Origin of the sequence: Streptomyces sp. NPDC050732, assembly GCF_040654255.1 — a bacterium.
In the GTDB taxonomy this organism is placed as follows: Bacteria; Actinomycetota; Actinomycetes; order Streptomycetales; family Streptomycetaceae; genus Streptomyces.
Genome location: NZ_JBFAHP010000063.1, coordinates 1 through 25,577, shown reverse-complemented (window position 1 = coordinate 25,577; position 25,577 = coordinate 1). Strand labels below are relative to the sequence as shown.

Below are 25,577 nucleotides of genomic sequence, written 5' to 3'. Positions count from 1 at the left end.
GGGCGTCGCAGGGCACAACCCACCCGCCCGCCCCTACTTCCGCTGGACGTCGCGGGGCAAACGGGTGGGTGGGTGGGGAACATCCGCCGCGAAGCGGCGGGCTTGGGGTTCCTGCTCCGGCGGGGCGTCGCGGGCGGGCCCCCACCCGCCCCCCCCTGGGGCCCCGGGCAGGACCGGGAAGGGGAGTCGGAGTCGGGCCGACCGGGTTACGGGCCGGGCCAGAGGCCTGTTTTCGTTAGGCCGAGGAGGTCGATCGCGTTGCGGCGGACGATGCGGTCCACGACGTCGGGGGGGAGGTGACCCATCTGCGCCTCCCCGACCTCGCGGGACTTGGGCCAGGTCGAATCGGAGTGCGGATAGTCCGTCTCGTACAGGACGTTCCCGACCCCGATGGAGTCGAGGTTCAAGAGTCCGAACGCGTCGTCGAAGAAGCAACCGAAGACGTGCGAGGCGAAGAGCTCGGACGGCGGCCGCGTGACCTTGTCGGCGACCCCGCCCCACCCCCGGTTCTCCTCCCAGACGACGTCCGCGCGCTCCAGGATGTAGGGGATCCAGCCGATCTGCCCCTCCGCGTACATGACCTTCAGATTCGGGAAGCGTTCGAACTTGCCGCTCATCAGCCAGTCGACCATCGAGAAGCAGCAGTTGGCGAAGGTGATGGTGGAGCCGACGGCGGGCGGCGCGTCCGCCGACGTGGACGGCATCTTGCTGGACGAGCCGATGTGCATGGCGACGACCGTGCCGGTCTCGTCGCAGGCGCGCAGGAAGGGGTCCCACTCGTCGGTGTGGATGGAGGGGAGCCCGAGGTGGGGCGGGATCTCGGAGAAGGCGACCGCCCGCACCCCGCGCGCGGCGTTCCGGCGCACCTCGGCGGCGGCGAGCTCGGCGTCCCAGAGAGGGATGAGGGTCAGCGGTATGAGGCGGCCGGCCGCCTCGGGGCCGCACCATTCCTCCACCATCCAGTCGTTGTACGCCCGGACGCCGAGCAGCCCGAGCTCCCGGTCCTTGGCCTCGGTGAACGTCTGGCCGCAGAAGCGCGGGAAGGTGGGGAAGCAGAGGGCGGACTGGACGTGGTTGACGTCCATGTCGGCGAGCCGGTCGGGGACGGAGAAGGAGCCGGGGCGCATCTGCTCGTACGTGATGACCTCAAGGCGGATCTCGTCCCTGGCGTAGCCCACCGCGGTGTCGAGGCGGGTGAGGGGGCGGTGCAGGTCCTCGTAGATCCACCAGTCCCCGATGGGTCCGTCCTCTCCTTTCTCTCCCATGACGGGGGCGAACTTTCCACCCAGGAAGGACATTTCCCTCAGGGGTGCGCGGACGATCCTGGGGCCGCGGTCGCGGTACTTGGACGGGAGCCGGTCCCGCCAGACGTGGGGGGGTTCGACCGTGTGGTCGTCCACCGAGATGATCTTCGGGAAGGCCTCCGGGACGGTCTCCGAGCTCTCCATGGTCTCCATGAGGCCAACGGTAGCGCTCATCTGACGGCCCGTCAGCTACTCGTACGCGGACGGCTGTGCGGACGGCTGCGCGGACGGCCCCACGGGCAACCGCGCGGACGACCGCGCGTGCGGCCCCGCGGCCCGTGGCGGGAAAGCGATGCGGAATGTCGTGCGAGGACCCTGTGAGAGCCGTCTCCCACGGCTGACGCATCCGCCATGGACAAGGCAAACTGGCGGGGTGCAAGAACCGGCACGACGGACCGGGCGGAACCGGGCACGGCGGGCCGGGCAGAACCGAACGACCGCAGGGCATACGCACCACCGCGGGCGGGCAGACCCGCGACCGGCATGATTGGGAACGGCAGGGCGGCAGGGGGAGCGATGGTCGATGTACCGCGAGTACCGGAGCAGCGGCGTCCGGCCTCGGGGAACACCCCCGAGGAGCGGACCGAGGGGCACCCCCCCGAGGTCCGGACGTCGCGCTTCAGCGTGCTCGGACCGGTGCGCGCGTGGCACGGCTCGGAACAGCTCAACACCGGATCCCCCCAGCAGAGGGCGCTGCTCGCGGCCCTCCTGCTGCGGGACGGCCGCACGGCCACGGCGTCGGAACTGATCGACGCGCTCTGGGGCGAGGAGCCGCCGTCGCAGGCACTGGCAGCGGTACGTACGTACGCGTCCCGGCTCCGCAAGGTGCTGCCTCCCGGGGTGCTCGTCAGCGAGGCCGGGGGCTATGCCGTCCGGGTCGCGGACGGCGCGCTGGACCTGGCCATGGCGGAAGACCTCTGGGCGGCGGCGGAGAAGGCCCGCAGCGTCGGCGACCTCTGCCAGGCGCGCACGCTGGTGAACAAGGCGCTCGGCCTCTGGGAAGGCGAGCCCCTGGCCAACGTTCCGGGGCCGTACGCCGACACCCAGCGCACCCGCCTCGACGAATGGCGCCTGCAGCTCGTCGAGACCCGTCTGGACATGGATCTGGAGCAGGGCTGCCACGCGGAGGCGGTGTCGGAGCTGACGGCCCTGACGGCGGCGCACCCGCTGCGGGAGCGGCTCCGCGAACTGCTGATGCTCGCGCTCTACCGCAGCGGACGCCAGGCCGAGGCCCTCGCCGTCTACGCCGACACGCGCCGCCTGCTCGCCGACGAACTCGGCGTGGACCCGCGGCCCGGCCTCAAGGAACTCCAGCAGCGCATCCTCCAGGCCGACCCCGCCCTCGCCGAGCCCGCCGCCCCCGACCAGGAACCGATGCCGACGGCGGTACGCCCGGCGCAGCTCCCGGCGACGGTCCCCGACTTCACGGGCCGCGCGTCCTTCGTGGACGAGCTGAGCGACATCCTCTCCACCGCCGAGGGCCGCGTGATGGCGGTGTCGGCGCTCGCGGGCATCGGCGGCGTCGGCAAGACGACGCTGGCCGTCCACGTCGCACACGTGGCGCGCACCCACTTCCCCGACGGCCAGCTGTACGTGGACCTCCAGGGGGCGGGCGCGCGGGCGGCCGAGCCGGAGACGGTCCTCGGCGCCTTCCTGCGCGCCCTCGGCACGGCCGACTCGGCGATCCCGGACTCCCTGGAGGAGCGCGCCGCCCTCTACCGCTCGGTCCTGGACGGCCGCCGCATCCTCGTCCTCCTCGACAACGCCAGGGACGCGGCGCAGGTCAGGCCCCTCCTCCCGGGCATGGAGGGGTGCGCGGCGCTGGTCACGAGCCGCGTCCGCATGGTGGATCTGGCGGGCGCGCACCTGATCGACCTGGACGTGATGTCCCCCGAGGAGGCCCTTCTCCTCTTCACCCGCATCGTCGGCGAGGAGCGGGTGACGTCGGAGCGCGAGGCCGCCCTGGACGTGGTGGCGGCCTGCGGGTTCCTGCCGCTCGCCATCCGGATCGCGGCGTCCCGGCTCGCGGCCCGCCGCACCTGGACGGTCTCCACGCTCGCGGCGAAGCTGGCGGACGAGCGGCGCCGCCTCGACGAGCTCCAGGCGGGCGACCTCGCGGTCAAGGCGACGTTCGAGCTGGGCTACGGCCAGCTGGAGCCGGCCCAGGCCCGCGCCTTCCGCCTCCTCGGCCTGGCGGACGGCCCCGACCTCTCCCTCGCGGCGGCCGCGGCGGTCCTCGACCTCCCCCTGGAGGAGACGGAAGACCTCCTGGAGTCCCTGGTCGACACCTCCCTGGTGGAGTCCGCGGCCCCCGGCCGCTACCGCTACCACGATCTCGTACGCCTCTACGCGCGTGCATGCGCCGAACGCGACGAACAGCCCCCCAGCGAGCGCGACGCGGCGATGTCCCGCCTCCTGGACTTCTACCTCGCCTCGGCGGCCCGCGTGTACGCGATCGAACGCCCCGGCGACCGCACGGTGGACCACCTGGAACCCACGGAACACGCGGGCCAGGACTTCACGGACGACACGAAGGCCCTGGACTGGCTCCACTCGGAGGCGGCCTGCATCCTGGCCTGCGTCCAGCAGTCCCTGGGCCCGAGGACACTGCGCCGCGCGGTGGACCTGCTGCTGGCTTCCAAGGACTTGGCGGAGTCGGGGGCGAGTTCGCTGCGGTACGAGTCGGCTACCTGTGCGGCTCGGGATGCCGCGGCCGCGCTCGGTGACGCCCATGCGGAGGGGCGGGCGCGCGTCACGCTGGCGCAGGTCCACAACAACGCGGGGCGTTTCGAGGCGGCAAAGCTTGAGGCTGAGCAGGCCACAGCCCTCGAACAGACTCTCCGCGATCCCTGGACCGGCAGTAACGCGCTGAATGAGCTGGGGATCGTCGCCAACTGCCTGAACCGGCCGGACACGAGTGAGGTCTATCTGCTCCAGGCGATCGACGCGTTCCGCGCGGACGACAATCGCCCGGGCGAAGCCAGCGCCCTGTGCAACCTGTCCCGTGTCCTGGTCACTCTTGGCCGCACCTCCACAGCGATTGACCTCGTACGGCAGGGCGTCGCCATATACGACGATCTCGGTCTCACCTTCCGGCTGGCCAACGCCAGGTACGCGCTCGGCATCGTGCTCAGCCACACAGGCCGCCATGCGGAAGCACTCGACCAGCTGGCCGAGGCCTTGCGGGTGTTCGTGGAGAATCGTCAGCGGTTGTGGGAGGGCACGACGCACTACCGCATCGCGCAAGTACACCTGCGCGCCGGCCGTCGTGCCCAGGCCGCGCAACATGCGGAACAGGCACTCACCACGGGTTTCATCGGGGGTGACTGGATGCGCGCGAACGTGCTGACTCTCCTGGGGAAGTCCCTCGACAGCCTGGGCCAGCTCGATCGTGCGCGAGCCTGCTGGCGGGAGGCCCTGGCCATTCACGAGAGGGCCGGAGCCCCCGAAACCGATGAAGTACGCAAACTCCTCTCCCCGGTCGCGGCAGCCTGACCAGCCTTCGAGCACGTTCATCGAACGTTTATGGGCGCCTGCCACTCTCTACTCATCGATCCGTCGCGTCGGGGGGCAGACGGGTCGCCTTGGGCCCCACAGATAGGGTGAGCGGCCCTAGAACACCCGTTCGGCGACCCTCGGGGGAGTTGCCGAGCGGGTGTTCTGCCCCAGCGAACCGTTGAACCCAAGGGAGTCAGGACCATGAGCGACGCCACGAAGAACCAGGACATCACGACCATGGGTGACAGTCACATGCCCGCCCCGCCCAAGGACGGCCAGACGACCACCCAGGGCGACAGCCACATGCCCACTCCTCCCAAGGACGGCCAGGTGACGACGCAGGGCGACAGCCACATGCCCGCCCCGCCGGCCAAGGACGCCTGAGAACTTCATTCCCGACGGGGGTCGGCCGCGGCGGCGCGGAGGGGGAGCCGCCGCGGCCGACGCATGCCCGGGCCCGGTTCAGGCCAATCGATGGCGGGAACCAGGCAAGCAACCCGAACAACCGTGCCATCCGCCAGTAGCGTCCCTGGCAGTCAATAGTTGAGCGCTTCAAGGGAGTTGGAATGACCCGCACCAAAAAGGCCTTCGTCACCCTGGCCGTCGCCGCCGCTGTCGCCGGCGGTGCCGCGAGCCCCGCGCTCGCCGACAGCCATCTGCCGGCCTCCCCGCAGAGCGACAGCCATCTCCCGGCCCCGCCCGGTGACAGCCACCTCCCGGTCACGCCTCAGGGCGACAGCCACCTCCCGGCTCCCCCGCGGGGCTGAGCCCCCTTCCACGGCGGTGGCCACCGTCGCGGCGTGGGGCGCCGGGGCGACGGTGGCCGCCTGCGTGTGCCAACGCCGTGGCTCCCCTCCGGTGTCGGCGCACGCCTGCCCTCGCGGCATCGGGGTGTGCGGGAGAACGCCCCGGTCGTAACAGGCCGGAAGGGCAAGGGACCGGAACCGCTCGGGTCGGTGGCACGGCTCCGGCGTCCGGGGTCCGGGGACTGGGAAGAGTGGCGACTGCGCTGCCATGCTGCCGCGAGCTCTCCTCCTTGGTGAGGCTAGGCCTGTCGGCGGCGGGACGGAAGGCGGGACGCGGCACCAGTCGGGGTGCGCCAATCGGCCTACCGCGCAGCAAGCTGCCTACGCCGCCAGGGACCTTTTCAGTGCCGTCACGAACGCGTCCCGCGTCTCCTCGTCCAGGAGGTCCAGGGAGAGGTATGGGTTGAGGTCCTCCAGTTCGACCAGGAGGAGCTCCCGGGTGCGGGTCCTGCACGCGTCGACCCGCTGGATGCCGCGGTCGATGGCGTTCCACTCGACGAAGCCGCGGGCGAAGGCCAGGTCGGCCTCGGTCGGGACGTAGCGCTCCAGGCGCCAGCGCTCGGCGGGGTCGGGCGCGTGCAGTGCGTACTGGAAGGCGTGGTCCACGAAGTAGAACGAGACCTCGTACGTGAAGTCGACGCACGGCTGGATCAGGATGCCGGACTCGGGCCGCAGCCCCGCCAGCTCCTCGCGGCCCACGAATTCCAGGCCTATGGAGTCCGCGCCCGCCTTCGGCTTCACCACGTACGTCTCCGTCTCCGGGAGACGGTCGACGTCCCGCGGGTCGTCGACCGTGGGGATCACGGGGTGGCCGGCCGCCGTCAGGTCGAGCAGGTACTGCTTGCCGACCATGTCGGCCTTGCCGGTCAGCTGGTTGTAGACGCGCGCACCGCATCGCTCCGCGCGTTCCTTGAAGTCCTCCCACTGCGCCTCGTAGTGGAGGACGGGGCCGCTGTTGCGGACCACGACCGTGTCGAAGGCGCCCGTCTCCATCAGGGACGCCGCGTCCAGCGGGTGGCACAGCGCCACGTCGAAGTCCTCGCGGAGGCGGGAGGTGAGGTAGATGTCCTCGTCGCAGTAGCGGCGGCCGTTCGCCCGGTAGGCGAGGTCCGTGACGAAGAGGATGCGGGGCCGGGGCTGACGTCGTGCGGTGTGCATCGGACAATCCTGGCAGAGGCGTTCACCCGGTCGTGGCACAGTCGTGGGCATGGTCACCTCGACGCATCGGACCCGCCGAACTCACCGAACTCACCGAACCCGCCGAACCCGCCGAAGACGTCTTGGAGCCTGTGCGCTTCTCCTCGGTGTCGGCCTCGTCCTCACCGCCTGCGGCGACGAGCGGCCGGGGACCGATGCCGCCGCCCCCGCCACCCGTACCCCGACCCACTCCAACTCCAACTCCCCCAGCGCCTCCCCCTACGTAGAGCCCGGCGTCATCGACGGCGCGCCCCACAACGGCGAGAACAACGCCTACCGCCGGCCCGGCCCCCTGTCCGTGGACTCCGCGGAGGCCGCACGGGTCGAGGCCGCCCGCATCCAGCCCGTCCTGAAACGGCTGTGGAAGGCGAGGAAGTGGGACCCGGACAGCGTGCGCACCGCCCTCACCGGCGAGCTCGGGTACGAGGTCCGGAAGACGAACAAGCGGGGCGAGCTGCTCGGCGGCCAACTCGACGTGCAGGCGATGAACTCGCGGTACGAGGACGGTGACGGGAACGGGGATGGGGACGGGGACTACGTCACGCCCGAAGGCGCCGTGATCGGACTCTACGTACGCGACGACGCCTGCGTCACCGCCTTCGTCCAGAAGACCGACTACGAGGTCAGCGTGAACGGCCGCTTCATGGAGACCGGCTGCTTCGAGCCACCGTCCGGGCACTGAGAGCCTGTCTTCGAACGTCCGTCCCACCGCCCGCCCCGGTCGAAATCCTGTGGACAGCTCCGGCCCCGGAGCGAATAGTGCCGCCCATGACCTCTCTCGTGCGCCACCTCACATTCGATTCCCACGACGCCTACCGCCAGGGGACCTTCTGGGCCGAAGTCCTCGGTGGCAAGCTCTCCGACGACGACTTCCCCGGTGACCCGGAGGCCCTGGTCGAGTCGGAGGGTGTCACGCTGCTCTTCGTGACCGTGCCGGACACCAAGACCCTGAAGAACCGGCTGCACGTCGACCTCCAGCCGCAGGACCGCACCCGCGACGAGGAGGTCGAGCGGCTGCTCGCGCTCGGCGCGAAGCTGTACGAGGACCACCGGCGGCCCAACGGCCGGGGCTGGGTCACCCTCACCGACCCGGAGGGCAACGAGTTCTGCGTGGAGTGCGGCGAGGCCGAGCGGGCCGCCCTGATCGCCGCTAACGCGTAGCCCGCCCCCGCAGCTCTCCCATGCGCCCCCGCAGCTCCCCCTTGACCACCTTCCCGCTCGCGTTCCGCGGCAGTTCCGCGACGAACTCGACGGTCCGCGGCACCTTGTAGTTGGCCATCTCCCTGCGCGCCCACGCGATCAGGTCGTCCGCCGTCACGACGGCCCCGGGCCGCCGCACCACGTACGCCTTGCCGACCTCGCCGAGCCGCGGGTCCGGCACCCCGATCACGGCGACGTCCGCCACCTCCGGGTGTACGCCGAGGAGTTGCTCTATTTCGGCGGGGTAGGCGTTGAAGCCGCCGACGATGAACATGTCCTTGATCCGGTCCGTGATGCGGAGGTTGCCCTCCCTGTCGAGGACGCCGACGTCGCCCGTGCGCAGCCAGCCGTCCGGCGTCAGGCACTGTGCCGTGGCGGCGGGGTCCTCGAAGTAGCCCCGCATGACGTGGTGGCCGCGGACGAGGATCTCGCCGGGGTGGCCCGGTGACAGCAGCTCCCCGGCCGGGCTCACCACCCGCACCTCCGTGTCGGGGATGGCCCGGCCCGACGTCGCCGCGATGACGTCGGGCGGGTCGCCGCGGCGGCACATCGTGACGATGCCGCTCGCCTCCGAGAGCCCGTACGCGGTGAGGACGGTGGCGATGCGGAGCTCCGTGCGCAGCCGCTCCACGAGGCGCAGCGGAACCACCGCGGCGCCCGTCACGACGAGCCGCAGAGCGGACAGGTCGTGCTGGTCGCGGGCGGGGTGGTCGAGGAGCGACTGGTGCAGGGTGGGCGGGCCGGGCAGGACCGAGATGCGTTCGGCGGCGACGTTGGCGAGGACCGTGTCGATGTTGAAGACCGGCTGCGGGATCATCGTCGCGCCCCGCGTCAGGCAGGCGATGATCCCGGCCTTGTAGCCGAAGGTGTGGAAGAACGGGTTCACGATCAGATAGCGGTCGCCCTCGCGCAGCCCGGCCAGCTCGCTCCACACGTCGTAGCAGCGCAGGGTCTGGGCGTGGGTGATGACGGCGCCCTTGGGGCGGCCCGTCGTGCCCGAGGTGAAGATGATGTCCGAGGGCGCGGAGCCGTCGACGGCGGCCGCGCGCGTGCGGACCGCTTCCTCGGTCACCCCGGCGCCGCTCGCCAGGAACTCCTTCCAGGTGCGGAAGTCCTCCGGGGCGTCGTCCGCGAGCACGACCACCTCTTCGAGGTGCGGCAGGCCGGGGAGCGGGCCGTCGCCGGGGCCGTCGGCCGCGGCGCGGCGCAGCGAGGCGACGTACGACGTGCCGAGGAACGTGCCGGTGACGAAGAGGAGTCTCGCGCGGCTGCGCGCCAGGACGTACGCGGCTTCGGAGCCCTTGAAGCGGGTGTTGAGGGGAACGAGGACCGCGCCGGCGGAGACGGCGCCGAGTGCGGAGACGATCCAGTCGAGGGTGTTGGGCGCCCAGACGGCGACGCGGTCGCCCGGCTCGACGCCGTTGGCGATGCAGGCGGCCGCCGCGTGCTCCACGCGCTCGCCCAGTTCCGCGTACGAGACGCGGGTGCGGCCCTCGACGACCGCCTCCCGCGAGCCGTACCGTCCGGCGGCCGCCCGGACCAGTCCCGGGATGCTGCCCCACTCCAGGTCGCCGCGCATCGCTAGCCCCTCCCGCAGAGAACCCAGTAGCTGACTAACCGTCAGATTAGCTGTAGCCTGACGCGCTGTCAGCAGCCGTGACACGCTCGCGACAGGCGGAGGTGCCGTTGCCCATGGCTTCACTCAAGGACGCTACTGCGATCGTCGGAATCGGCCAGACCCCTTTTGCCAAACAACTCCCGCAGAGCGAGAAAGAGTTGGCGTGCCGGGCCATCGTCGACGCGCTCGACGACGCAGGTATCGCCCCGTCCGAGGTCGACGCCTTCGCCTCGTACACGATGGAGGAGACCGACGAGGTCGAGGTAGCCAAGGCCATCGGCGCGGGCGACGTGACGTTCTTCAGCAAGGTCGGCTACGGCGGCGGCGGTTCCTGCGCCACGGTCGCCCACCTCGCCTCGGCCATCGCCACCGGCCAGGCGGGCGTCGGCGTCGCCTGGCGCTCCCGCAAGCGCGGCAGCGGCCCGCGCCCCTGGAAGAACACCGCCGTCCAACTCCCCACCCCCGCCCAGTGGACGCGCCCCTTCGGCCTCCTCCGCCCCGCCGACGAGATCGCGATGCTCGCCCGCCGCTACATGCACGAGTACGGCGCGACCCGCGACCACCTCTTCAACGTCGCCCTCGCCTGCCGCAACCGCGCCAACCAGAACCCGGCCGCGATGATGCACGAGCGCCCGCTGACCCGCGACATGTATATGACCTCGCGCTGGATCAGCGAGCCGCTCTGCCTCTTCGACAACTGCCTTGAGACGGACGGCGCGTTGGCGTGCGTCATCGTGCCGGCCGAGCGGGCCCGCGACTGCCGCAGGCGCCCCGTCTACGTCCACTCCGTCGCCCAGGGCCTGCCCGCCCAGCACCACGGCATGGTCAACTACTGGAACGACGACCCGCTCTCGGGCCCGGCCTGGACGGCGGCCCGGCACCTCTGGAAACAGGCGGACTTCGGCCCCCAGGACGTCGACGTGGCCCAGATATACGACGCCTTCACCCCGCTCATCCCCCTCTCCCTGGAGGGCTACGGCTTCTGCGGGCGCGGCGAGGGCGGCGCCTTCACGGAGGGCGGCGCGCTGGAGAGCGGCGGCCGCCTCCCCATCAACACGGGCGGCGGCGGCCTCAGCGAGGCGTACGTCCACGGCTTCAACCTCATCAACGAGGGCGTGAAGCAGCTGCGGGGCACCTCCACGGCCCAGGTCCCGGACGCGACGACATGCCTGGTGACAGCAGGCGAAGGCGTCCCCACATCAGCACTGCTCCTGAGGGCCTGATCAGCGCCCTGAGGGCCCCGCAGGGGCCTTCCAGGGGCGCGGGGAACTGCGCGAGCAACCACAAGCCAACCCGCACCCGGCAAGGGACGATCACATGGCAGACGCGACGACCGAGCCCCTCCTGACACCCACCACGGACGACGACGGCGCCCCCTTCTGGACCTATGCCGCCCGAGGCGAACTCCGCATACAAGCCTGCACCGCCTGCGGCGAGCTCAGGTTCCCGCCCAGACCCTGCTGCCCCCACTGCCAGTCCTTCGCGAGCGACTGGCGCCGCATGAGCGGACGCGGCCGCATCTGGTCGTACGTCTTCCCGCACCCACCCCTCCTGCCCGCCTACGCCGCGCGCGCGCCCTACAACGCGATCATCGTCGAGCTGGCCGAAGCACCCCGCATCCGTCTCGTCGGCAACCTCGTCGCGACGCCCGACGGCGAGCTGGACTCCGTCGCTCCGGAGCGGCTGCGCATCGGCGCGAAGGTGCAGGTCGTCTTCGTGGACGTGGGCGGGACCGTGGTGCCGCGCTGGCTCCTGGAGCGCCCGTGACGTCGCCCGCCGCCGCCCTGCGCACGGCGGTCGACAGGGACACGGGCGTGGCGGTCCTGACCCTGGACCGCCCCGAGCGCCACAACGCGATCGACGTACGGACCGCGGAGGAACTGGCCGCGGCCTGGCGGCGGTTCAGGTTCGACGACACGGTACGCGCGGTCGTCGTGACGGGCGCCGGGGAGAAGGCCTTCTGCACCGGCATCGACCGCGACGCCGACGTGCCCCAGCCGCCCTCCCCCTACACGATCGACGATCCGCTCATCGCGATCGGCCCGAAGGCGAACGACCTGTGGAAACCGGTGATCGCCGCGGTCAACGGCATGGCGTGCGGCGGCGCCTTCTACCTCATCGGCGAGGCGGAGTTCGTCGTGGCCGACGAGCACGCCACGTTCTTCGACCCGCACACGACGTACGGCATGGTCAGCGCGTACGAGACGATCCACCTGGCGCAGCGCATGCCGTTCGGCGAGGTCGCGAGGATGGCGCTGATGGGCACGGCCGAGCGGGTCTCGGCACGGCGGGCGTACGAGACCGGGCTCGTCTCCGAGCTGACACCTCCCGGCGGCTCGCCGGCCGCCGCGGTCCGCGCCGCGGAGATCATCGCCTCGTATCCCACGGAGGCCGTGCAGGGCACGGTGCGTGCGGTCTGGTCGGCGAAGGAGGCGGCCCGCGCGCAGGCACTGGCGCACGCGCCGCACCTGATCGCCCTCGGGAACCTGCCGCCGGACCGCCAGGCGAAGCTGTTCGCGGAACGCTCGCGGCGGGGCGGCGACTTCCGTACGCGGTAGGGCGGTAGGCGGTAGCGGGTAGGGCGGTAGGGGCCGTGGGTGCGGTCGCATGGCGAGGGCCTCGCACTCGGCGTAGCGTCGATCTTGAGAGACGCGTTCGGATGCGCACAGCGAGTCGCACGCATAGGAGGAGGCCCGTTCATGGTCCGCAACGTCCTCGGGTCGATCCTCGCTCTCGCCGGAGCGACGGCCGCCGTATGGAGCCCCTTCCGAGCCTGGTACGACGGCCGTCCCGGGCGTGACTTCCGCATCGGGGAGCTGTTCTCCGGCGGCGGAGTCACCGGCGCGGACGCGGAGCTCTTCGGCTCCCTCTTCCTGCCGTTCGCCTTCGCGGCGCTCCTGACGCTGATCGGTCTGGCGCTGAGGTCGCGGCTCCTCGTGGCGCTCGCGGGCGTGCTCGTGCTCGGCTTCACGGTGCTGTGGATGGTCCGGCAGGGGCAGGCGCAGGGCAGCCTGGCCGTCGCGGGCGACGGCTCGGGCCTCGGCCTGGGCGTCCTGCTCGCCCTCGGAGGCGGCGTGGTGCTCCTGCTCGCGGCGGCCCTCATGGCGGGCCGGCGCCGCAGACGCGGACGCGCACGCGGACGCCGTGCGGCACCGGACCAGGAAACGGACCACCCGTACCCGACAGACCCGTACCCGGCGGACCCGTATCCGACAGACCCGTACCCGGCAGACCCCTATCCCACGGCCCCGTACCCGACGCACCCGACACACCCGGCACCCCCGCCGGACCCGCCCCCAGCACCCTGGCAGGCCCCGCCGGACCAGCAGCCGGACCCGCCGGACCCCCCGGACCGCCCCCGAGGCTAGGCCCGCGGCGGAGCTGCTAGGACTTCGGTGACGTCCCCGTCCCCCGCTCCGCGTCCAGCGCGTACACGCAGCGGTCCTTGCTGCAGGCGTAGACCACGCCGTCCCGCACCACGGGCGCGCCCGTGATCTCGCCGCCCGTGGCCAGCTTCCAGCGGAGGCGGCCGTCGTCCGCCTTCAGGGTGTAGAGCAGGTGGTCCGTGGAGCCGAAGTGGATGCGGCGGTCGGCGACGACGGGCGCGCCCACGACCTCGCCGCCCGCCTGGAAGCGCCACTTGGGCGTGCCCGTGACGGCGTCCAGGGTGTAGAGCCCCTTGCCGCTGCCCACGTGGACGTGGCCGTCCGCGACGAGGACGGGCTCGATGGAGGAGCGGGACTCCGTGGCGATGCGCCAGCGGTCGCGGCCGTCGGTCGCGTCGAGGGCGTACACCGTGCCGAGGTAGTCGGCGAGGTACACGCCGCCGCCCGTGACGGCGGGGCCCGGCGCGAAGGCGGGCGGGCAGAGGAAGGCGGCGGGCGCCTCGAAGTGCCAGCGGACGTGACCGCCCGCCACGTCGATGGCGAGGACGCGGGTGCCCGCGGCCACGTACACGTACCCGTCCTGCCCCTCGGCGAGCCGCACCGGCACGCCGCCGCAGGAGGCCGCGTCGCCGACGGGGTACGACCAGCGTTCCTCGCCCGTACGGGCCTCCAGGGCGCGCAGCCGCGCGTCCTTCCACACGTACACCGTGCCGTCGCAGACGAGGGGCCCGGCCTCGGGCGTCTCGAAGTCGGTCTGGGCGCCGGTGATCTCCCAGAGCTTCTCGCCGTTGACCGCCTCCCACGCCTGGACGCCGCCGCCGCGCGTGCCGGTGACGACGGTGCCGCGGTCGGCCTGGAGCGAGTACACCCAGGCGTCGGTCGGCAGCCGCCAGAGGTCGGAGCCGTCGGCGCCGTCGAGGGCGTAGAGCGTGGGGCCGTCGGAGGCGTGGATGCGGCCGTCGGCGACCGCCATGGACCAGGCGACGTCCCGCGTCTTGAAGCTGCGGCGGCCCGTGCCGACGTCCAGCGCGTGGACTTCGAAGGAGGTCACGTAGACGAGGTTCCCGGCGACGGCGGGGGTACCCCAGACGTCGTTGGACATCCGGAAGCGCCACGGCCGCCAGGTGGAGGCCGCGTCCGGGGCCGGGGCGGGCGCCGGTACCGCGGCGGGCGCGGGTTCCGCGCCGTTGCCCGGGGTCCGGTGGCCCGCGGACCGCGACCAGGAGGCGGCGAGCGCGGCGGCGCCGGGCGCGACGGCCGGGCGGGCGCCGGCCACCCGCGGGCCGGGCCCGATCGGCACCTTCGCTCCGGCGAGCCGCACGGGCCCGGAGTCGGGGCCGCCGCCGAAGGGCGACCGCGACGGCGGTGCGGGCGGCGGCTGCTGCGGGGGCGGCGGGGCGGTGACGGGCGCGGCGGACACGGCGGGGGCGGCGCCCCGGCCCGCGCTGCGTCCGGCGGCCGCGGGGACCCGGGCGGGCGGGCGGCCGCCGCGGCGCGCCTCGATGAGGGCGACGGCGCGCTCCGGCAGCCACGCGGACGCCGTGCCGCTGTCGTCGTTGTCGGCGCTCTCGGAGGCGAAGAGGTGCGGGGCGAGCTGCGCCTGGAGGTCGGCGGGGCTGGGCCGGAGCGCGGCCTCCATCTGCATGCAGGACTCGATGAGGGGGCGCAGCTCGGCCGGCAGGCCCGCCAGGTCCGGACCCTCCCTGAGCAGCATGAAGACGGTCTCGACAGGGTTGGCGCCGTGGAACGGCGCGTGCCCGGTGGCGGCGAAGACGAGGGTCGAGCCGAGCGAGAAGACGTCGCTCGCGCCGGTCACGCTGCGGGAGTCCTTGGCCTGCTCGGGCGACATGTAGGCGGGGGTGCCCACGGCGACGTTGGTCATGGTGAGCCGCGTGTTGGAGACGCCGGACGCGATGCCGAAGTCGATGACGCGCGGCCCGTCCTCGACGACGAGGACGTTCGACGGCTTGAGGTCACGGTGGACGAGGCCCGCGCCGTGGATGGACTCCAGGGCCTCGGCCACGCCCGCCGCCAGCCAGCGCACCGCCTGGGTGGGCAGCGGCCCGTGTTCGTTCACTATTTCTTCGAGGGAGGGCGCGGGGACGTACGCGGTGGCGAGCCAGGGCACGGCGGCCCGCGGATCGGCGTCCACCACGGCCGCCGTGTAGAAACCGGACACGGCACGGGCCGCCTCGACCTCGCGCGTGAAGCGGACACGGAACAGCTGGTCCTCGGCGAGCTCGGTCCGCACCGTCTTGATCGCCACGCGCCGCCCCGACGCGGAGCGCGCGAGATAGACCAGACCCATGCCGCCGGCGCCCAGCCTGCCGAGGACCTCGAACGGGCCGATCCGCCTCGGATCGTGCTGCGTCAGCTGATCCACCACTTGCCCTGCCACCTCCCCGTACGCGGCCGCCGAAGAAGACAGCCCCGTGCAGCGTCTCACCACCGAGCCGCTACGGCGGCACGCACCCTGATTCTTCCTGTCCGGGGCGGCGGTGGCGAACCCGGGGCGGGATCGGGGTGTCTGCGGACAAATTGTCCGCACTCAGTCCTGGAGGACCGCGAAGGTGGCTCCCTGGTTGTCCGTGAACACCGCGATCCGCCCGTACGGGGTGTCGTGGGGCGGCGCCTGGACGCGCCCGCCGAGCCGGGTCACCGCGGCGGCCGCCGCGTCCGTGTCGACGACATTGAAGTACACGAGGAAGTGGGCGGGCATCTCCGCGGGGATGCGCATGCGGGCGGCCGGGTCCGCGGCGGCCGGGATCAGGCTGCGGCCGCCGATGGCCGTGTCGGGTCCCGGCTCGCTGCCCGCGGGCGACCAGGTGCGGAAGTCCTCGCCGTCGAGGTCGAGGTCGAAGCCGCCGTATCCGAAGACGCGCTCGTAGAACGGGTCGACCAGGTCCTTGTCCCGCGCGTACACCTCGGCCCAGCAGTACGACCCGGGCCGCTGCCGCTTGCCGAAGCCCCGGTGCGTGCCGGCCTGCCAGAGCCCGAAGACGGCGCCCTCGGGGTCGGCGGCGAGCGCCGTCGTCCCGGCGGGCCCGGTCTGCCGGGGCTCGGTGATCACGGAGCCGCCCGCGTCCCTGACGCGTTCGGCGAGGGCGGCCGCGTCGGGGGTGGCCAGATACACCGTCCATACGGTGGGCATGCGGCCGTCGGTCTTGGGGGCGAGCGCGGCGACGGGCAGACCGTCGCTGTACGCGTAGGCGTACGCGTGGTCGAAAGTCCACCCGAAGAGCTCACCGTAGAACCGCTTGCCGCCCTCGACGTCGGGGAGCGTCGCGTCGACCCAGCAGGGCACGCCCTCGGCGTAGTCGCCCCCGGTCCCGGTGTACCGGTGGCTGCCCCCTGTGTCCCGGTCCGCGTAGTCCATGACTGTCAAGCTAGCCGCCCGCCCCGGTCCCCGCAGCGCGGAGACCCGAACATGTGGCCGATTTCTGCGGGCGGACGTCGAGGTGCGCCCCGCGCCGCTCTCACGCGCCCCAACCCCATTTGCACTCGGCCGAATCGCGCTCCGATCACCCCTCGGTAAGCTGACGGCATGACAGGACAGGTACGTACCGTCGACGGCCGCGTGGCCGGTCGGCGCGGTCAGGCGACGCGTCAGAAGCTGCTCGACTGCCTCAGCGAGATGCTCAGCTCCTCGCCCTACCGGGACGTCAAAGTCATCGACGTCGCCCGGAAGGCGGGGACTTCACCAGCGACCTTCTACCAGTACTTCCCGGACGTCGAGGGCGCCGTCCTGGAGATCGCGGAGCAAATGGCCGCGGAGGGCGCCGAGTTGACCCAGGTGCTCGACGGGCGCTCCTGGGTCGGCAAGGCCGGCTGGCAGACCTCCCAGGATCTGGTCGACGGCTTCCTCGACTTCTGGCGCAAGAACGACGCGATCCTCCGGGTCGTCGATCTGGGCGCCGCGGAGGGCGACAAGCGCTTCTACAAAATCAGGATGAAGATCCTCAACTCGGTCAACAACTCCCTTACGGACACCGTGAAGGAGCTGCAGGCCAAGGGCAAGGTCGACAAGGACGTCAGCCCGGCGGCCATGGCGGGCTCCCTGGTCGCGATGCTCGCGGCGGTCGCCTCCCACCAGCGGGGCTTCCAGACGTGGGGCGTGAAGCAGACCGAACTGAAGCCCAATCTGGCCACATTGGTGCATTTGGGCGTCACCGGTAAAAAGCCGACGAAGTAGCCGTTCCTTCCTGTCAGCCGCTGGCGGACCACCTTGGGTGGTCCGCCACTGTGGTTTCAGGGGCGGTCCTTCTGCTGCGGGTCCGCTGTGGTTGCTCGCGCAGTTCCCCGCGCCCCTGACGGGGCCGCGCCCCCCTATGGGCGCTGTCAGCGAGGGGTCAGGCGGAAGAGGCGGATCTCGCGGGTGATCCGGGACTGGTACGCGGCGTACGGGGGCCAGAAGCGCAGCGCGGCCTCCCAGGCCGCCGCCCGGTCCTCGCCCGTGAGCAGTCGCGCCCGCACCGGGATGTCCTTGCCGCGCCAGTTCACCTCCGCGTCGGGGTGGGCGAGGAGATTGGCGGTCCAGGCGGGGTGCCCGGGGCGGCCGAAGTTGGACCCGACAAGCACCCAGCTCCCGCCGCCCTCCCCATCCCCCTCCGGCATACAGGCCAGGGGCGTACGCCTCGGGAGACCCGTCTTCGCGCCCCGCGCGGTCAGGACGACACCGGGCAGCATCCGCGCGCTGAGCAGCACCTTGCCCCCGGTCAGGCGGTGCACGGCCTTGTCCATGGCGGGAACGAAGTGCGGCGCGATCTTCGCGAAGGCCCGGGTGGACGACACCTTCTGCACCAGCCGCAGCCCCGGCGGCATCAGACGGCCTCCTCGACTTCGGCGGGCTCGAAGAGACCGGCCCGGTCCGCCGCGCGGGCCCGCAGCCGGTGGACCGGCCCGAAGAGCAGTTCGTCGCCGGACGCCCGCTTGAAGTACAGGTGCGCCTCGTGCTCCCAGGTGAAGCCGATGCCGCCGTGCAGCTGCACCGCTTCGGACGCGGCGGTCCGCAACGCGTCGAGCGCCTGCGCGAGCGCCAGCCCGCCGGCCCGCTCGGCGCCCTGCCCGCCGAACCCGGCGGCCTCCGCCCCCGCCGCCCACGCCGCGTAGTAGGCGGCCGACCGCGCCGCCTGCACCTGGACGTACACGTCGGCGAGGCGGTGCTTGACCGCCTGGAAGGAGCCGATCGCACGCCCGAACTGCTCACGCTGCTGTACGTATTCGACGGTACGTTCCAGGGCTCGTTCCGCGGCGCCGACGGCCTCGGCGGCGACGACGGTGGCCGCGACGTCCCCGACCGCACCGAGCGCGCCCGGCACATCGGCCTCCTCGACGCCCAGCAACTCACCTTCGACCTCCCGCAGTTCCACGCGGGCCTGGGTACGGGTCTCGTCCAGCGCGGTCTGCCGGGCCCGCACCATGCCGGGCGCTCCCTCCCGTACGAGGAAGAGGAGCGTACGGGACCGGGCGAAGCCGCCCGCGTGGGCGGCGACCACGAGCAGCCCCGCGCTGTGCCCGTCGATGACCTGCTCGGCCTGCCCGTACAGCCGCCACACCCCGTCGGCGAACCGCGCCTGCACACCGCCCGCACGCCCGCCGCCCGCCCAGTCGCCGCGGTTGTCGCCGACGAGCCCGAGCGCCGTGGCGAGCCCGGTGCCGGGGACGGCGAGGGCGGCGGTCAGCTCTCCGGCCGCGATGCGGGGGAGGGATTCGGTGCGCTGTTCGTCGGTGCCGAGCGCGAGGATCAGGGGGGCGGCGAGGACGCTGGTGGCGAAGAGGGGCGTGGGGGCGAGGGCGCGGCCCAGCTCCTCGCAGCCGAGGGCGAGCTCGGCCGACGTGCACCCGACGCCTCCGTACGCCTCGGGGAGCACGAGGCCGGGGAGCCCGAGCTGTTCGGCGAGGGCGGTCCACAGGGCGGCGTCGTGGCCGGCCGGGGTGCGCACGGCCGCCCTGACCTCGTCGGGCCCGCACCGCTTGGTGACGACTTCGCGAAGGGTGCGGCGGATCTCGCCCTGTTCCGCACTGAAGGCGGCGTCCATCGGCAGGCTCCTCCCCCGGGTCCCGGCCACGGCGGCGCCGACCCGGATCTGACGGGCCGTCATGCTAGGGCGGTGGCGTCGATATGCACAGAGCGCGGACGTCGCCACACACCTCTCCCGCTCCGGCGCACCTGATGTACCGTCAGATACATGCCTGCTGCCACCCGTTCGGGCTCCGCCCGCAAGGTCGCCGTCGTCGGTGTCGCCCTCTCGGACTGCGGGCGGGTCGACGACGCCACGCCCTACGCCCTGCACGCCCAGGCCGCCCGCCGCGCGCTCGCCGACTCCGGCCTGGACCGCGACGTGATCGACGGCATCGCGTCGGCGGGTCTCGGCACGCTGGCCCCGGTCGAGGTCGCCGAGTACCTCGGCCTCCGGCCCCGCTGGGTCGACTCGACCTCGGTCGGCGGCGCCACCTGGGAGGTCATGGCCGCGCACGCGACGGACGCGATAGCGGCGGGGCACGCCAACGCCGTCCTCCTCGTCTACGGCTCGACGGCGCGGGCGGACATCAAGGCACGCCGTCGTACGTCGAACCTCTCCTTCGGCGCGCGGGGCCCGCTCCAGTTCGAGGTCCCGTACGGGCACTCCCTGATCGCCAAGTACGCCATGGCCGCCCGCCGCCACATGCACGAGTACGGCACGACCCTGGAACAGCTCGCCTCGGTCGCCGTCCAGGCCCGGACGAACGCGGCGGCCAATCCCGACGCGATGTTCCGCGACCCCATCACCGTCGACGACGTCCTCGACGGCCCGATGATCGCCGACCCCTTCACCAAGCTGCACTGCTGCATCCGCAGCGACGGCGGCGCGGCGGTGCTGCTCGTGGCGGAGGAGTACGTACGGGACTGCGCGTCCGAGCCGGTGTGGGTCCTCGGCGCCGGCGAGTACGTCTCGCACACGACGATGTCCGAGTGGGACGACTTCACGGTGTCCCCAGCGGCGGTCAGCGGCCGCCTCGCCTTCGAGCGGGCGGGCATCACACCCGGTGAGATCGACGTGGCCGAGATCTATGACGCCTTCACGTACATGACGTTGGTGACGCTGGAAGACCTCGGCTTCTGCGAGAAGGGCGAGGGGGGACCCTTCGTGGAGAAGGGCCGCCTGCTCCGGGACGGCGGCCTGCCGACCAACACGGACGGCGGCGGCCTCTCCGCCCAACACCCCGGCATGCGCGGCCTGTTCCTGCTGGTGGAAGCGGTACGCCAGCTCAGGGGGCAGGCGGGCGACGGCCAGGTCCGCCGCCCCGACGGCAGCCTGCCGGAGCTGGCGGTGGCGTCAGGGACGGGCGGGTGGTTCTGCTCGTCAGGGACGGTCGTACTCGGGCGCCGCTGACTTGAGGAACGTGGTCCACGCGGTGGGCGTGACCGTGAAGGTGGGCCCGCCCTCGTGGGCGGTCTTGGAGTCGCGGATATGGATGGCGTGGGGGCAGGTGGCTACCTCGACGCACTCGCCGCCCTCATTGCTGCTGTAGCTCGACTTACGCCAGAGGTAAGCGACTTCGATGCAATCGCCGCCCTCGTTGTTGCTGTAGCTGCTCTTGAACCACGCCAGCTCGGCGTTCATAGCTGCCCCGCCATCCTCTCGATCAGGTCTGCGGATTCCCGTGGCGTAAGTGCCTGGGCTCGCAACGCGCCGAAGCGGTCGATGAGCTGGTTGACCTCCTGCGGCTTTGAGATCAACCTACCGCTGAACTGGCCGTCGTCGTAGGCGAAGTTGCGGCCTTCTGGACTACTCAGCAGCTTGATCTGCCCCGACACCCCTGCATGCTCACGTGTCTCCGTCGGCATCACTTGCAGCTTTAGGTGGTGCCGACTGCGCACGCTCTCCAATACGTGCAGTAGCTGCTTCCGCAGCACCTCTCGGCCACCGATGGGGCGCTTGAGGACTGATTCCTCGATGACGTACCCGATCATCGGTGGCGGGGTGCGGCTCAGCAACGTCTGCCGCTCCAACCGTGCCGTCACGTTCTTCTCGATCTCGACCTCGGTCAGCTGCGGCACCCGCTCCTCGTACAGCGCCCGGATGTAGTCCTCGGTCTGCAGCATGCCCGGGAACAGCATGGGCTCGTACGCGCTAACGCTCGCCGCCGACTTCTCCAGCCGCACCCACCCCACAAAGGTGGGCGGATACTTCTCCTCCTCCATCAACGGAATGCACGACTTCAGCGCGCCCCGCGCATCCAGCACCGCGTCCGCGTCCACCAAGTAGTTGGACGTCGGAATGCGCTCGGCCCGCTCGTACGCGCCCGCGAGGGACTCCGAGACCAGCAGCTGTCCGGCCACGTCCTTGCGCGACATCCCCGACCGCTCGCGGAAGTTCCTGAGCAGGCCTCCCACAAGCCTCCGCGCCGGGGACGGGACGGCCGTGTCCGCCCGCTCGGTCGTCGTCTTCTCACCCATCACCACAACGCCACCACCCTCTCCACGCCCTGCCGATGTGTCCCCTGCGCCTCTGGTAACGCTACGCAGTCACCCCGAACCTCGTAGTCATGACGAGCGAACTCACCCCTGATTGGGTACCTGCCTCCGGCCTCCAACTTCGACTCACCGGCGTGCACTTCGATGCCATCCGGATCAGAGGCGTACGCGGCGAGGCCGTCCTGCACCACCTCGCCACGCTCACGGAGGGCGACCCCGGCCCCGTCATCCGCGAGGTGTCAGGGGGCCGCTGGAACTACTTCCTGCTCGCGCCGGGGACGAGCAGGGACTTCGACTGGCCACCGGGGGCCACGTGTCTGGGGCCCGCCGCACGGGACCAGTACGTCGGCGTTCCGGCGGCGCACGGCAACACGTACCCGCTGAGCTGGCGGTGCGGGGCGCCACGGCTCGGGGTGTTCGTGGACGGGGAGCTGCTGCACGGCGTACTGAGGGCGCAGCTCGTCGGAGAACCGGAGTGAGCGAAGCAGTCGCCGGTCCGCGCCACAATCGACGCATGACTTCACCCGCGCCTCAGCAGGAGACCTTCCGTACGCTGCTCCGGTCCCAGAAGGTCTGGGACACCGAGCTCCCCGCCTTCGACCCGGCACACGCCCCGGCCGGGCCGCTGCCCCTCTTCCACGCGTGGTTCGCGGAGGCGGTGGGCGCCGGGCAGCCGGAGCCGCACACCATGCAGCTGGCGACGGTCGCGGAGGACGGCGGTCCTGACGTACGGACCGTGATGCTGCACGACGCGGACGAACGCGGCTGGCACTTCGCCACGCACGCGAGCAGCAGGAAGGGCCGCCAGCTCGCGGCCCGCCCGGAGGCCGCCCTGCACTTCTACTGGGCGGCGCAGGGCCGGCAGATCCGGGTCAGGGGCCGGGTCACGACGGCACCGCACGCCGAGAGCCTCGCCGACCTGCACGCCCGGTCGACCGGCGCGCTCGCGGCGGCGCTGGTGGGCCGCCAGAGCGAGATCCTGCCCTCGTACGAGGAGTTGGAGCGGTCGACCGACGCCGCCTGGGAACGTGCGCAGGCGGAGCCGGACGCGGACGCGCCGACGTGGACGCTGTACGTCCTGGACCCCGAGGAGGCGGAGTTCTTCCAGGGCGACGCACGCCGCCGCCACCTCCGGCTGCGGTACCGGAGGGACGAGGACCGGGGGGACGAGGAGGGCGCCGGATGGGTCAAGGAGTTGCTGTGGCCGTGAAGTCCCACTGCGCGAAGTCGCCGACGGGCCGGTAGCCGATGCGCTGGTAGAGGCCGTTGCTGGTGGGGTTGGCGAGGTCCGTGAAGAGCAGCACCTCGTCCGCGCCCGCGTCGAGGGCGGCGCGGGTGACCGCGACGGTGGCGGCACCTCCGTAGCCGCGGCCGCGGAGTCCGGCGGGGGTGTAGACGGGGGCGACGCGGACCTGCCCCGCCACCTGCCGGGTGGCGCCGGCCATGGCGGCGGGGGTGCCGTCGGGGCTCTCCCAGAGGATGACGCCTCCGTAGGCGATGCGGGAGTCCGCCCACTCCCCGGGGTCCGCCGCGGAGCGTTCGCCGACGGCCTCGCCGAACTCGTCGTGCCAGCGCGCGAGCAGGTCCCGGTCCGCCGCCGTGGCGACGCGGGCCCGGCCCGGGGGCTCGGGTTCGGGCGGGGTGAGGTCGCCGAGCCGGTACAGGCGCTGGCGCGTGGTGAGGGCGCCGGCGGCTCCGGTGTGCTTCTCCCAGGCCCGGGAGAACGCCTCCGCCGTGGCGTGCTCGGCGCCGACCCCGGGCAGGTCCGGGCCGGCGTCGGCGAGCAGCCGGGCGAGGGAACCGGCGGCCTCGGGCCCGACGGGGCTGACGGACACGCGGTGGGGAGGGGTCCGCAGGAAGGCTCCGCTGACGGTGCCGTCGGCATCGGCGTACGTACCGAAGAGGGGCGGCCCCTCCCCGTACGCCCTGAGCCCCCGCACCCGAAGATTTTCGGTCACGCTGAGCAGGACCGTATGCAGGGCGGGCTCGGCACGCAGGAAGTCCCCGCCGCGGTCGAGAAATTCATCGAGGTCACTGGTCAACTGCCAGGCACCGGACAGATCGTGGGCCGGTTCCGGGGCCGTCGTGGACACGGGTGTCTCCGAGGGCGAAGAAGTCTCTGAAGGCATGGACCATGCTCCCGCGAACCCCTCGCAGGCGCCTCCGCATTACGCCTCCGAATCAAAGGGAGCCCGGCCCGGCCGGAACACCGGGACCACCACCCCCGCCGCTCCCTCCACCCCCTCCACCCCCTCCGCCACCTCCCGGAACGTCACCTCGACCACCATCCCGACCCGCAACGCCCCCTCCTCGCACTCGACGATCTCCGTCATCATCCGCGGCCCCTCGTCGAGGTCGACGACGGCGGCGACGTACGGAACACGCGCACCGAAAGGCGGCAGGTCATTGCGGTGCACGACCGACCACGTATAGAGCGTGGCCCGCCCGCTCGCCCGCTCCCAGGAGACGTCCTCGCTCCAGCAGCGCGGGCAGAACTCACGCGGATAGTGATGCGCCGCGCCGCACGCACCACAGCGGCGTATCAGCAACCGCCCCGCGGCAGCCGCGTCCCAGTAGGGCCGGGTGAAGGCATCGGCCTCGGGAAGATCGAAGCGGACCTCGACACGCTGTTCCGTGCTCATCAGGGAGTCCGATCAGGAGAGGGATGGACATCTGACGGTACGTCAGTTCAACGCACCCGGCACCGCCTACGCAAGGGTCGTACCCCCGTATCGCCCGTGATCGATTCGCAACCGGTTTCGGACTTGACCGTCACCCATCAAGTAATCACGCGGTTACTCTCCAGTCATGGCCGACTCGATCCCTCCGCTTACGCTCATGCAGGATCGCCCCGTGTACGTCATCGGCGGCGGACCGGGCGGGCTCGCCGTCGCGGCAGCCCTGCGCGCACGCGGCGTCCGCGCGGTCGTCCTGGAGAAGGCCGACCACGTCGGCGCCTCCTGGCGCGGCCACTACGACCGGCTCCGCCTGCACACGACGCGCCGCCTCTCCGCCCTGCCCGGACTGCCCATCCCCCGTTCGTTCGGCCGCTGGGTCGCGCGCGACGACGTCATCCGCTACCTGGAGAAGTACGCCGAGTACCACCGGCTCGACGTCGTCACCGGGGTCGAGGTGACCCGCCTGGAGCGCACCGCCGACGACACCGGCTGGCTGCTGCACGCCACCGGCGGACGCGAACTCACCGGCAGCGCGGTGGTGGTCGCCACCGGCTACAACCACACCCCGCACCTCCCGGACTGGCCCGGCCGCGACACCTACACCGGCGACCTCCTGCACGCCGCCGACTACCGCAACCCCCTCCCCTACGCCGGCAAGGACGTCCTCGTCGTCGGCGTCGGCAACACCGGCGCCGAGATCGCCGTCGACCTCGTCGAGGGCGGCGCCGCCCGGGTCCGCCTCGCGGTGCGCACCGCCCCGCACATCGTGCGCCGCTCCACGGCGGGCTGGCCCGCCCAGCGCTCCGCCATCCTGTGCCGCAGGCTTCCCGTCGCCCTCGTCGACCGGCTCGCGCGGCCGATCACCAGGCTCGGCGTCCCCGACCTCACCGCACGCGGACTGCCCCGCCCCGACACGGGCCTGTACTCACGCGTCAAGCAGGGCGCCATCCCTGTGCAGGACGTCGGCCTGATCGACGCGGTACGCAAGGGCCGGATGGAGCCGGTCGCCGCCCTGGAGTCGTTCGAGGACGGCAAGGTCGTCCTCGCCGACGGCAGCAGGATCGGCCCCGACGCCATCGTCGCGGCGACCGGCTACCGCCGCGCCCTGGAGGGCCTGGTCGCCCACCTCGGCATCCTCGACCCACACGGCCGCCCCACCACCCACGGCCCCCGCCCCCCGAAACAAACCCCCGACCTCTACTTCACCGGCTTCACCAACCCCATCAGCGGCATGCTCCGCGAACTCTCCCGAGACGCACAGAAGATAGCCAGGGCAATATCCCGCTAACCCCCTCTCCGGGGAGGCCCCCTCCGGGGGGGGGAGGCCGCCCCGAGGGGAGGCTGCCCGCAGGGCACCTCCCAGGGGCGCGGGGAACTGCGCGCCCAGCCCAAAACAGCCCGCACCCAAAGAACACCCCCCCCCCCCGGCGCC

The 25,577-nt window shown here is 72.2% G+C and carries 25 protein-coding genes; 14 read left to right on the top strand and 11 right to left on the bottom strand.

Annotation, left to right across the window (positions count from 1 at the left end):
- Positions 1 to 206: 206 nt before the first annotated feature.
- Entirely contained in the window at positions 207 to 1,448 is a 1,242-nt protein-coding gene (locus tag AB0H82_RS35710) for an amidohydrolase family protein (RefSeq protein WP_362999700.1), read from the bottom strand.
- Positions 1,449 to 1,820: 372 nt separating this feature from the next.
- On the opposite strand from AB0H82_RS35710, the gene AB0H82_RS35705 reads away from it, so the two are divergent.
- From AB0H82_RS35705 to AB0H82_RS35695, 3 genes are all read left to right on the top strand, one after another.
- Complete coding sequence (locus AB0H82_RS35705) at positions 1,821 to 4,799, top strand: BTAD domain-containing putative transcriptional regulator (RefSeq protein ID WP_362999698.1); 2,979 nt, start codon at positions 1,821 to 1,823, stop codon at positions 4,797 to 4,799.
- Between the two features lie 204 nt (positions 4,800 to 5,003).
- Positions 5,004 to 5,186 (top strand): sigma-like protein, encoded by a 183-nt coding sequence (locus tag AB0H82_RS35700; RefSeq protein WP_362999697.1) that lies wholly within the window; start codon positions 5,004 to 5,006, stop codon positions 5,184 to 5,186.
- A gap of 182 nt (positions 5,187 to 5,368) precedes the next feature.
- Positions 5,369 to 5,569, top strand: a complete 201-nt coding sequence (locus AB0H82_RS35695) for a hypothetical protein (protein WP_362999696.1) — start codon at positions 5,369 to 5,371, stop codon at positions 5,567 to 5,569.
- Between the two features lie 360 nt (positions 5,570 to 5,929).
- Here AB0H82_RS35695 and AB0H82_RS35690 read toward each other — a convergent pair whose 3' ends face one another.
- Entirely contained in the window at positions 5,930 to 6,766 is an 837-nt protein-coding gene (locus tag AB0H82_RS35690; protein ID WP_362999695.1) for a hypothetical protein, read from the bottom strand.
- A gap of 49 nt (positions 6,767 to 6,815) precedes the next feature.
- On the opposite strand from AB0H82_RS35690, the gene AB0H82_RS35685 reads away from it, so the two are divergent.
- On the top strand, positions 6,816 to 7,487 hold the full coding sequence (locus tag AB0H82_RS35685) for a hypothetical protein (RefSeq protein WP_362999694.1): 672 nt from the start codon (positions 6,816 to 6,818) through the stop codon (positions 7,485 to 7,487).
- Between the two features lie 86 nt (positions 7,488 to 7,573).
- The gene (locus tag AB0H82_RS35680) at positions 7,574 to 7,966 is read left to right on the top strand and encodes a VOC family protein (RefSeq protein ID WP_362999693.1); all 393 of its coding nucleotides are present in this window, start codon (positions 7,574 to 7,576) and stop codon (positions 7,964 to 7,966) included.
- On the opposite strand, the gene AB0H82_RS35675 is transcribed toward AB0H82_RS35680, so the two are convergent.
- On the bottom strand, positions 7,956 to 9,584 hold the full coding sequence (locus tag AB0H82_RS35675; RefSeq protein ID WP_362999692.1) for a FadD3 family acyl-CoA ligase: 1,629 nt from the start codon (positions 9,582 to 9,584) through the stop codon (positions 7,956 to 7,958). The genes AB0H82_RS35680 and AB0H82_RS35675 overlap by 11 nt on opposite strands.
- Before the next feature lie 113 nt (positions 9,585 to 9,697).
- Between AB0H82_RS35675 and AB0H82_RS35670 the strand changes: the two genes are divergently transcribed.
- The 4 genes from AB0H82_RS35670 (at position 9,698) to AB0H82_RS35655 (ending at position 12,991) form a co-directional block, all read left to right on the top strand.
- Positions 9,698 to 10,846 (top strand): lipid-transfer protein, encoded by a 1,149-nt coding sequence (locus AB0H82_RS35670; protein WP_362999691.1) that lies wholly within the window; start codon positions 9,698 to 9,700, stop codon positions 10,844 to 10,846.
- 94 nt (positions 10,847 to 10,940) lie between these two features.
- A complete protein-coding gene (locus AB0H82_RS35665) occupies positions 10,941 to 11,390 on the top strand; it encodes an OB-fold domain-containing protein (protein WP_362999690.1) in 450 nt (149 codons plus the stop codon).
- Entirely contained in the window at positions 11,387 to 12,181 is a 795-nt protein-coding gene (locus AB0H82_RS35660) for an enoyl-CoA hydratase/isomerase family protein (protein WP_362999689.1), read from the top strand. Before AB0H82_RS35665 ends, AB0H82_RS35660 begins: the two co-directional genes overlap by 4 nt.
- A 141-nt stretch (positions 12,182 to 12,322) precedes the next feature.
- Positions 12,323 to 12,991, top strand: a complete 669-nt coding sequence (locus tag AB0H82_RS35655) for a hypothetical protein (protein ID WP_362999688.1) — start codon at positions 12,323 to 12,325, stop codon at positions 12,989 to 12,991.
- A 16-nt stretch (positions 12,992 to 13,007) separates the two neighbouring features.
- Here the strand turns inward: AB0H82_RS35655 and AB0H82_RS35650 are convergent, their stop codons facing one another.
- Positions 13,008 to 15,395, bottom strand: a complete 2,388-nt coding sequence (locus AB0H82_RS35650) for a serine/threonine-protein kinase (protein WP_362999687.1) — start codon at positions 15,393 to 15,395, stop codon at positions 13,008 to 13,010.
- Between the two features lie 162 nt (positions 15,396 to 15,557).
- Complete coding sequence (locus AB0H82_RS35645; RefSeq protein ID WP_362999686.1) at positions 15,558 to 16,385, bottom strand: VOC family protein; 828 nt, start codon at positions 16,383 to 16,385, stop codon at positions 15,558 to 15,560.
- Positions 16,386 to 16,553: 168 nt separating this feature from the next.
- Here AB0H82_RS35645 and AB0H82_RS35640 point away from each other — a divergent pair, with 168 nt between their 5' ends.
- Positions 16,554 to 17,201, top strand: a complete 648-nt coding sequence (locus AB0H82_RS35640) for a TetR family transcriptional regulator (RefSeq protein WP_362999685.1) — start codon at positions 16,554 to 16,556, stop codon at positions 17,199 to 17,201.
- A gap of 146 nt (positions 17,202 to 17,347) precedes the next feature.
- On the opposite strand, the gene AB0H82_RS35635 is transcribed toward AB0H82_RS35640, so the two are convergent.
- Together AB0H82_RS35635 and AB0H82_RS35630 are read right to left on the bottom strand one after the other, a co-directional pair.
- Entirely contained in the window at positions 17,348 to 17,830 is a 483-nt protein-coding gene (locus tag AB0H82_RS35635) for a nitroreductase family deazaflavin-dependent oxidoreductase (RefSeq protein WP_362999684.1), read from the bottom strand.
- Positions 17,830 to 19,047, bottom strand: a complete 1,218-nt coding sequence (locus tag AB0H82_RS35630) for an acyl-CoA dehydrogenase family protein (protein WP_362999699.1) — start codon at positions 19,045 to 19,047, stop codon at positions 17,830 to 17,832. Before AB0H82_RS35630 ends, AB0H82_RS35635 begins: the two co-directional genes overlap by 1 nt.
- Positions 19,048 to 19,197: 150 nt before the next feature.
- On the opposite strand from AB0H82_RS35630, the gene AB0H82_RS35625 reads away from it, so the two are divergent.
- Positions 19,198 to 20,382, top strand: a complete 1,185-nt coding sequence (locus tag AB0H82_RS35625) for an acetyl-CoA acetyltransferase (RefSeq protein WP_362999683.1) — start codon at positions 19,198 to 19,200, stop codon at positions 20,380 to 20,382.
- Here AB0H82_RS35625 and AB0H82_RS35620 read toward each other — a convergent pair.
- Positions 20,353 to 20,613: a DUF397 domain-containing protein gene (locus tag AB0H82_RS35620; protein ID WP_362999682.1), complete on the bottom strand. Its 261-nt coding sequence runs from the start codon at positions 20,611 to 20,613 to the stop codon at positions 20,353 to 20,355. The two genes, AB0H82_RS35625 and AB0H82_RS35620, sit on opposite strands and share 30 nt — an antisense overlap.
- Positions 20,610 to 21,449, bottom strand: coding sequence for a helix-turn-helix transcriptional regulator (locus tag AB0H82_RS35615; RefSeq protein WP_362999681.1), 840 nt, complete (start codon positions 21,447 to 21,449; stop codon positions 20,610 to 20,612). The genes AB0H82_RS35620 and AB0H82_RS35615 overlap by 4 nt, the downstream gene beginning before the upstream one ends.
- Before the next feature lie 89 nt (positions 21,450 to 21,538).
- Here AB0H82_RS35615 and AB0H82_RS35610 point away from each other — a divergent pair, with 89 nt between their 5' ends.
- Together AB0H82_RS35610 and AB0H82_RS35605 are read left to right on the top strand one after the other, a co-directional pair.
- Positions 21,539 to 21,946: a hypothetical protein gene (locus AB0H82_RS35610; RefSeq protein ID WP_362999680.1), complete on the top strand. Its 408-nt coding sequence runs from the start codon at positions 21,539 to 21,541 to the stop codon at positions 21,944 to 21,946.
- Positions 21,947 to 21,981: 35 nt separating this feature from the next.
- Positions 21,982 to 22,677, top strand: a complete 696-nt coding sequence (locus AB0H82_RS35605) for a pyridoxal 5'-phosphate synthase (RefSeq protein WP_362999679.1) — start codon at positions 21,982 to 21,984, stop codon at positions 22,675 to 22,677.
- Here the strand turns inward: AB0H82_RS35605 and AB0H82_RS35600 are convergent.
- Entirely contained in the window at positions 22,655 to 23,560 is a 906-nt protein-coding gene (locus AB0H82_RS35600; protein WP_362999678.1) for a GNAT family N-acetyltransferase, read from the bottom strand. The genes AB0H82_RS35605 and AB0H82_RS35600 overlap by 23 nt on opposite strands.
- A 75-nt stretch (positions 23,561 to 23,635) precedes the next feature.
- A complete protein-coding gene (locus tag AB0H82_RS35595) occupies positions 23,636 to 24,109 on the bottom strand; it encodes a Zn-ribbon domain-containing OB-fold protein (protein WP_362999677.1) in 474 nt (157 codons plus the stop codon).
- Positions 24,110 to 24,305: 196 nt separating this feature from the next.
- On the opposite strand from AB0H82_RS35595, the gene AB0H82_RS35590 reads away from it, so the two are divergent.
- A complete protein-coding gene (locus tag AB0H82_RS35590) occupies positions 24,306 to 25,433 on the top strand; it encodes an NAD(P)/FAD-dependent oxidoreductase (protein ID WP_362999676.1) in 1,128 nt (375 codons plus the stop codon).
- Positions 25,434 to 25,577 lie beyond the last annotated feature (144 nt).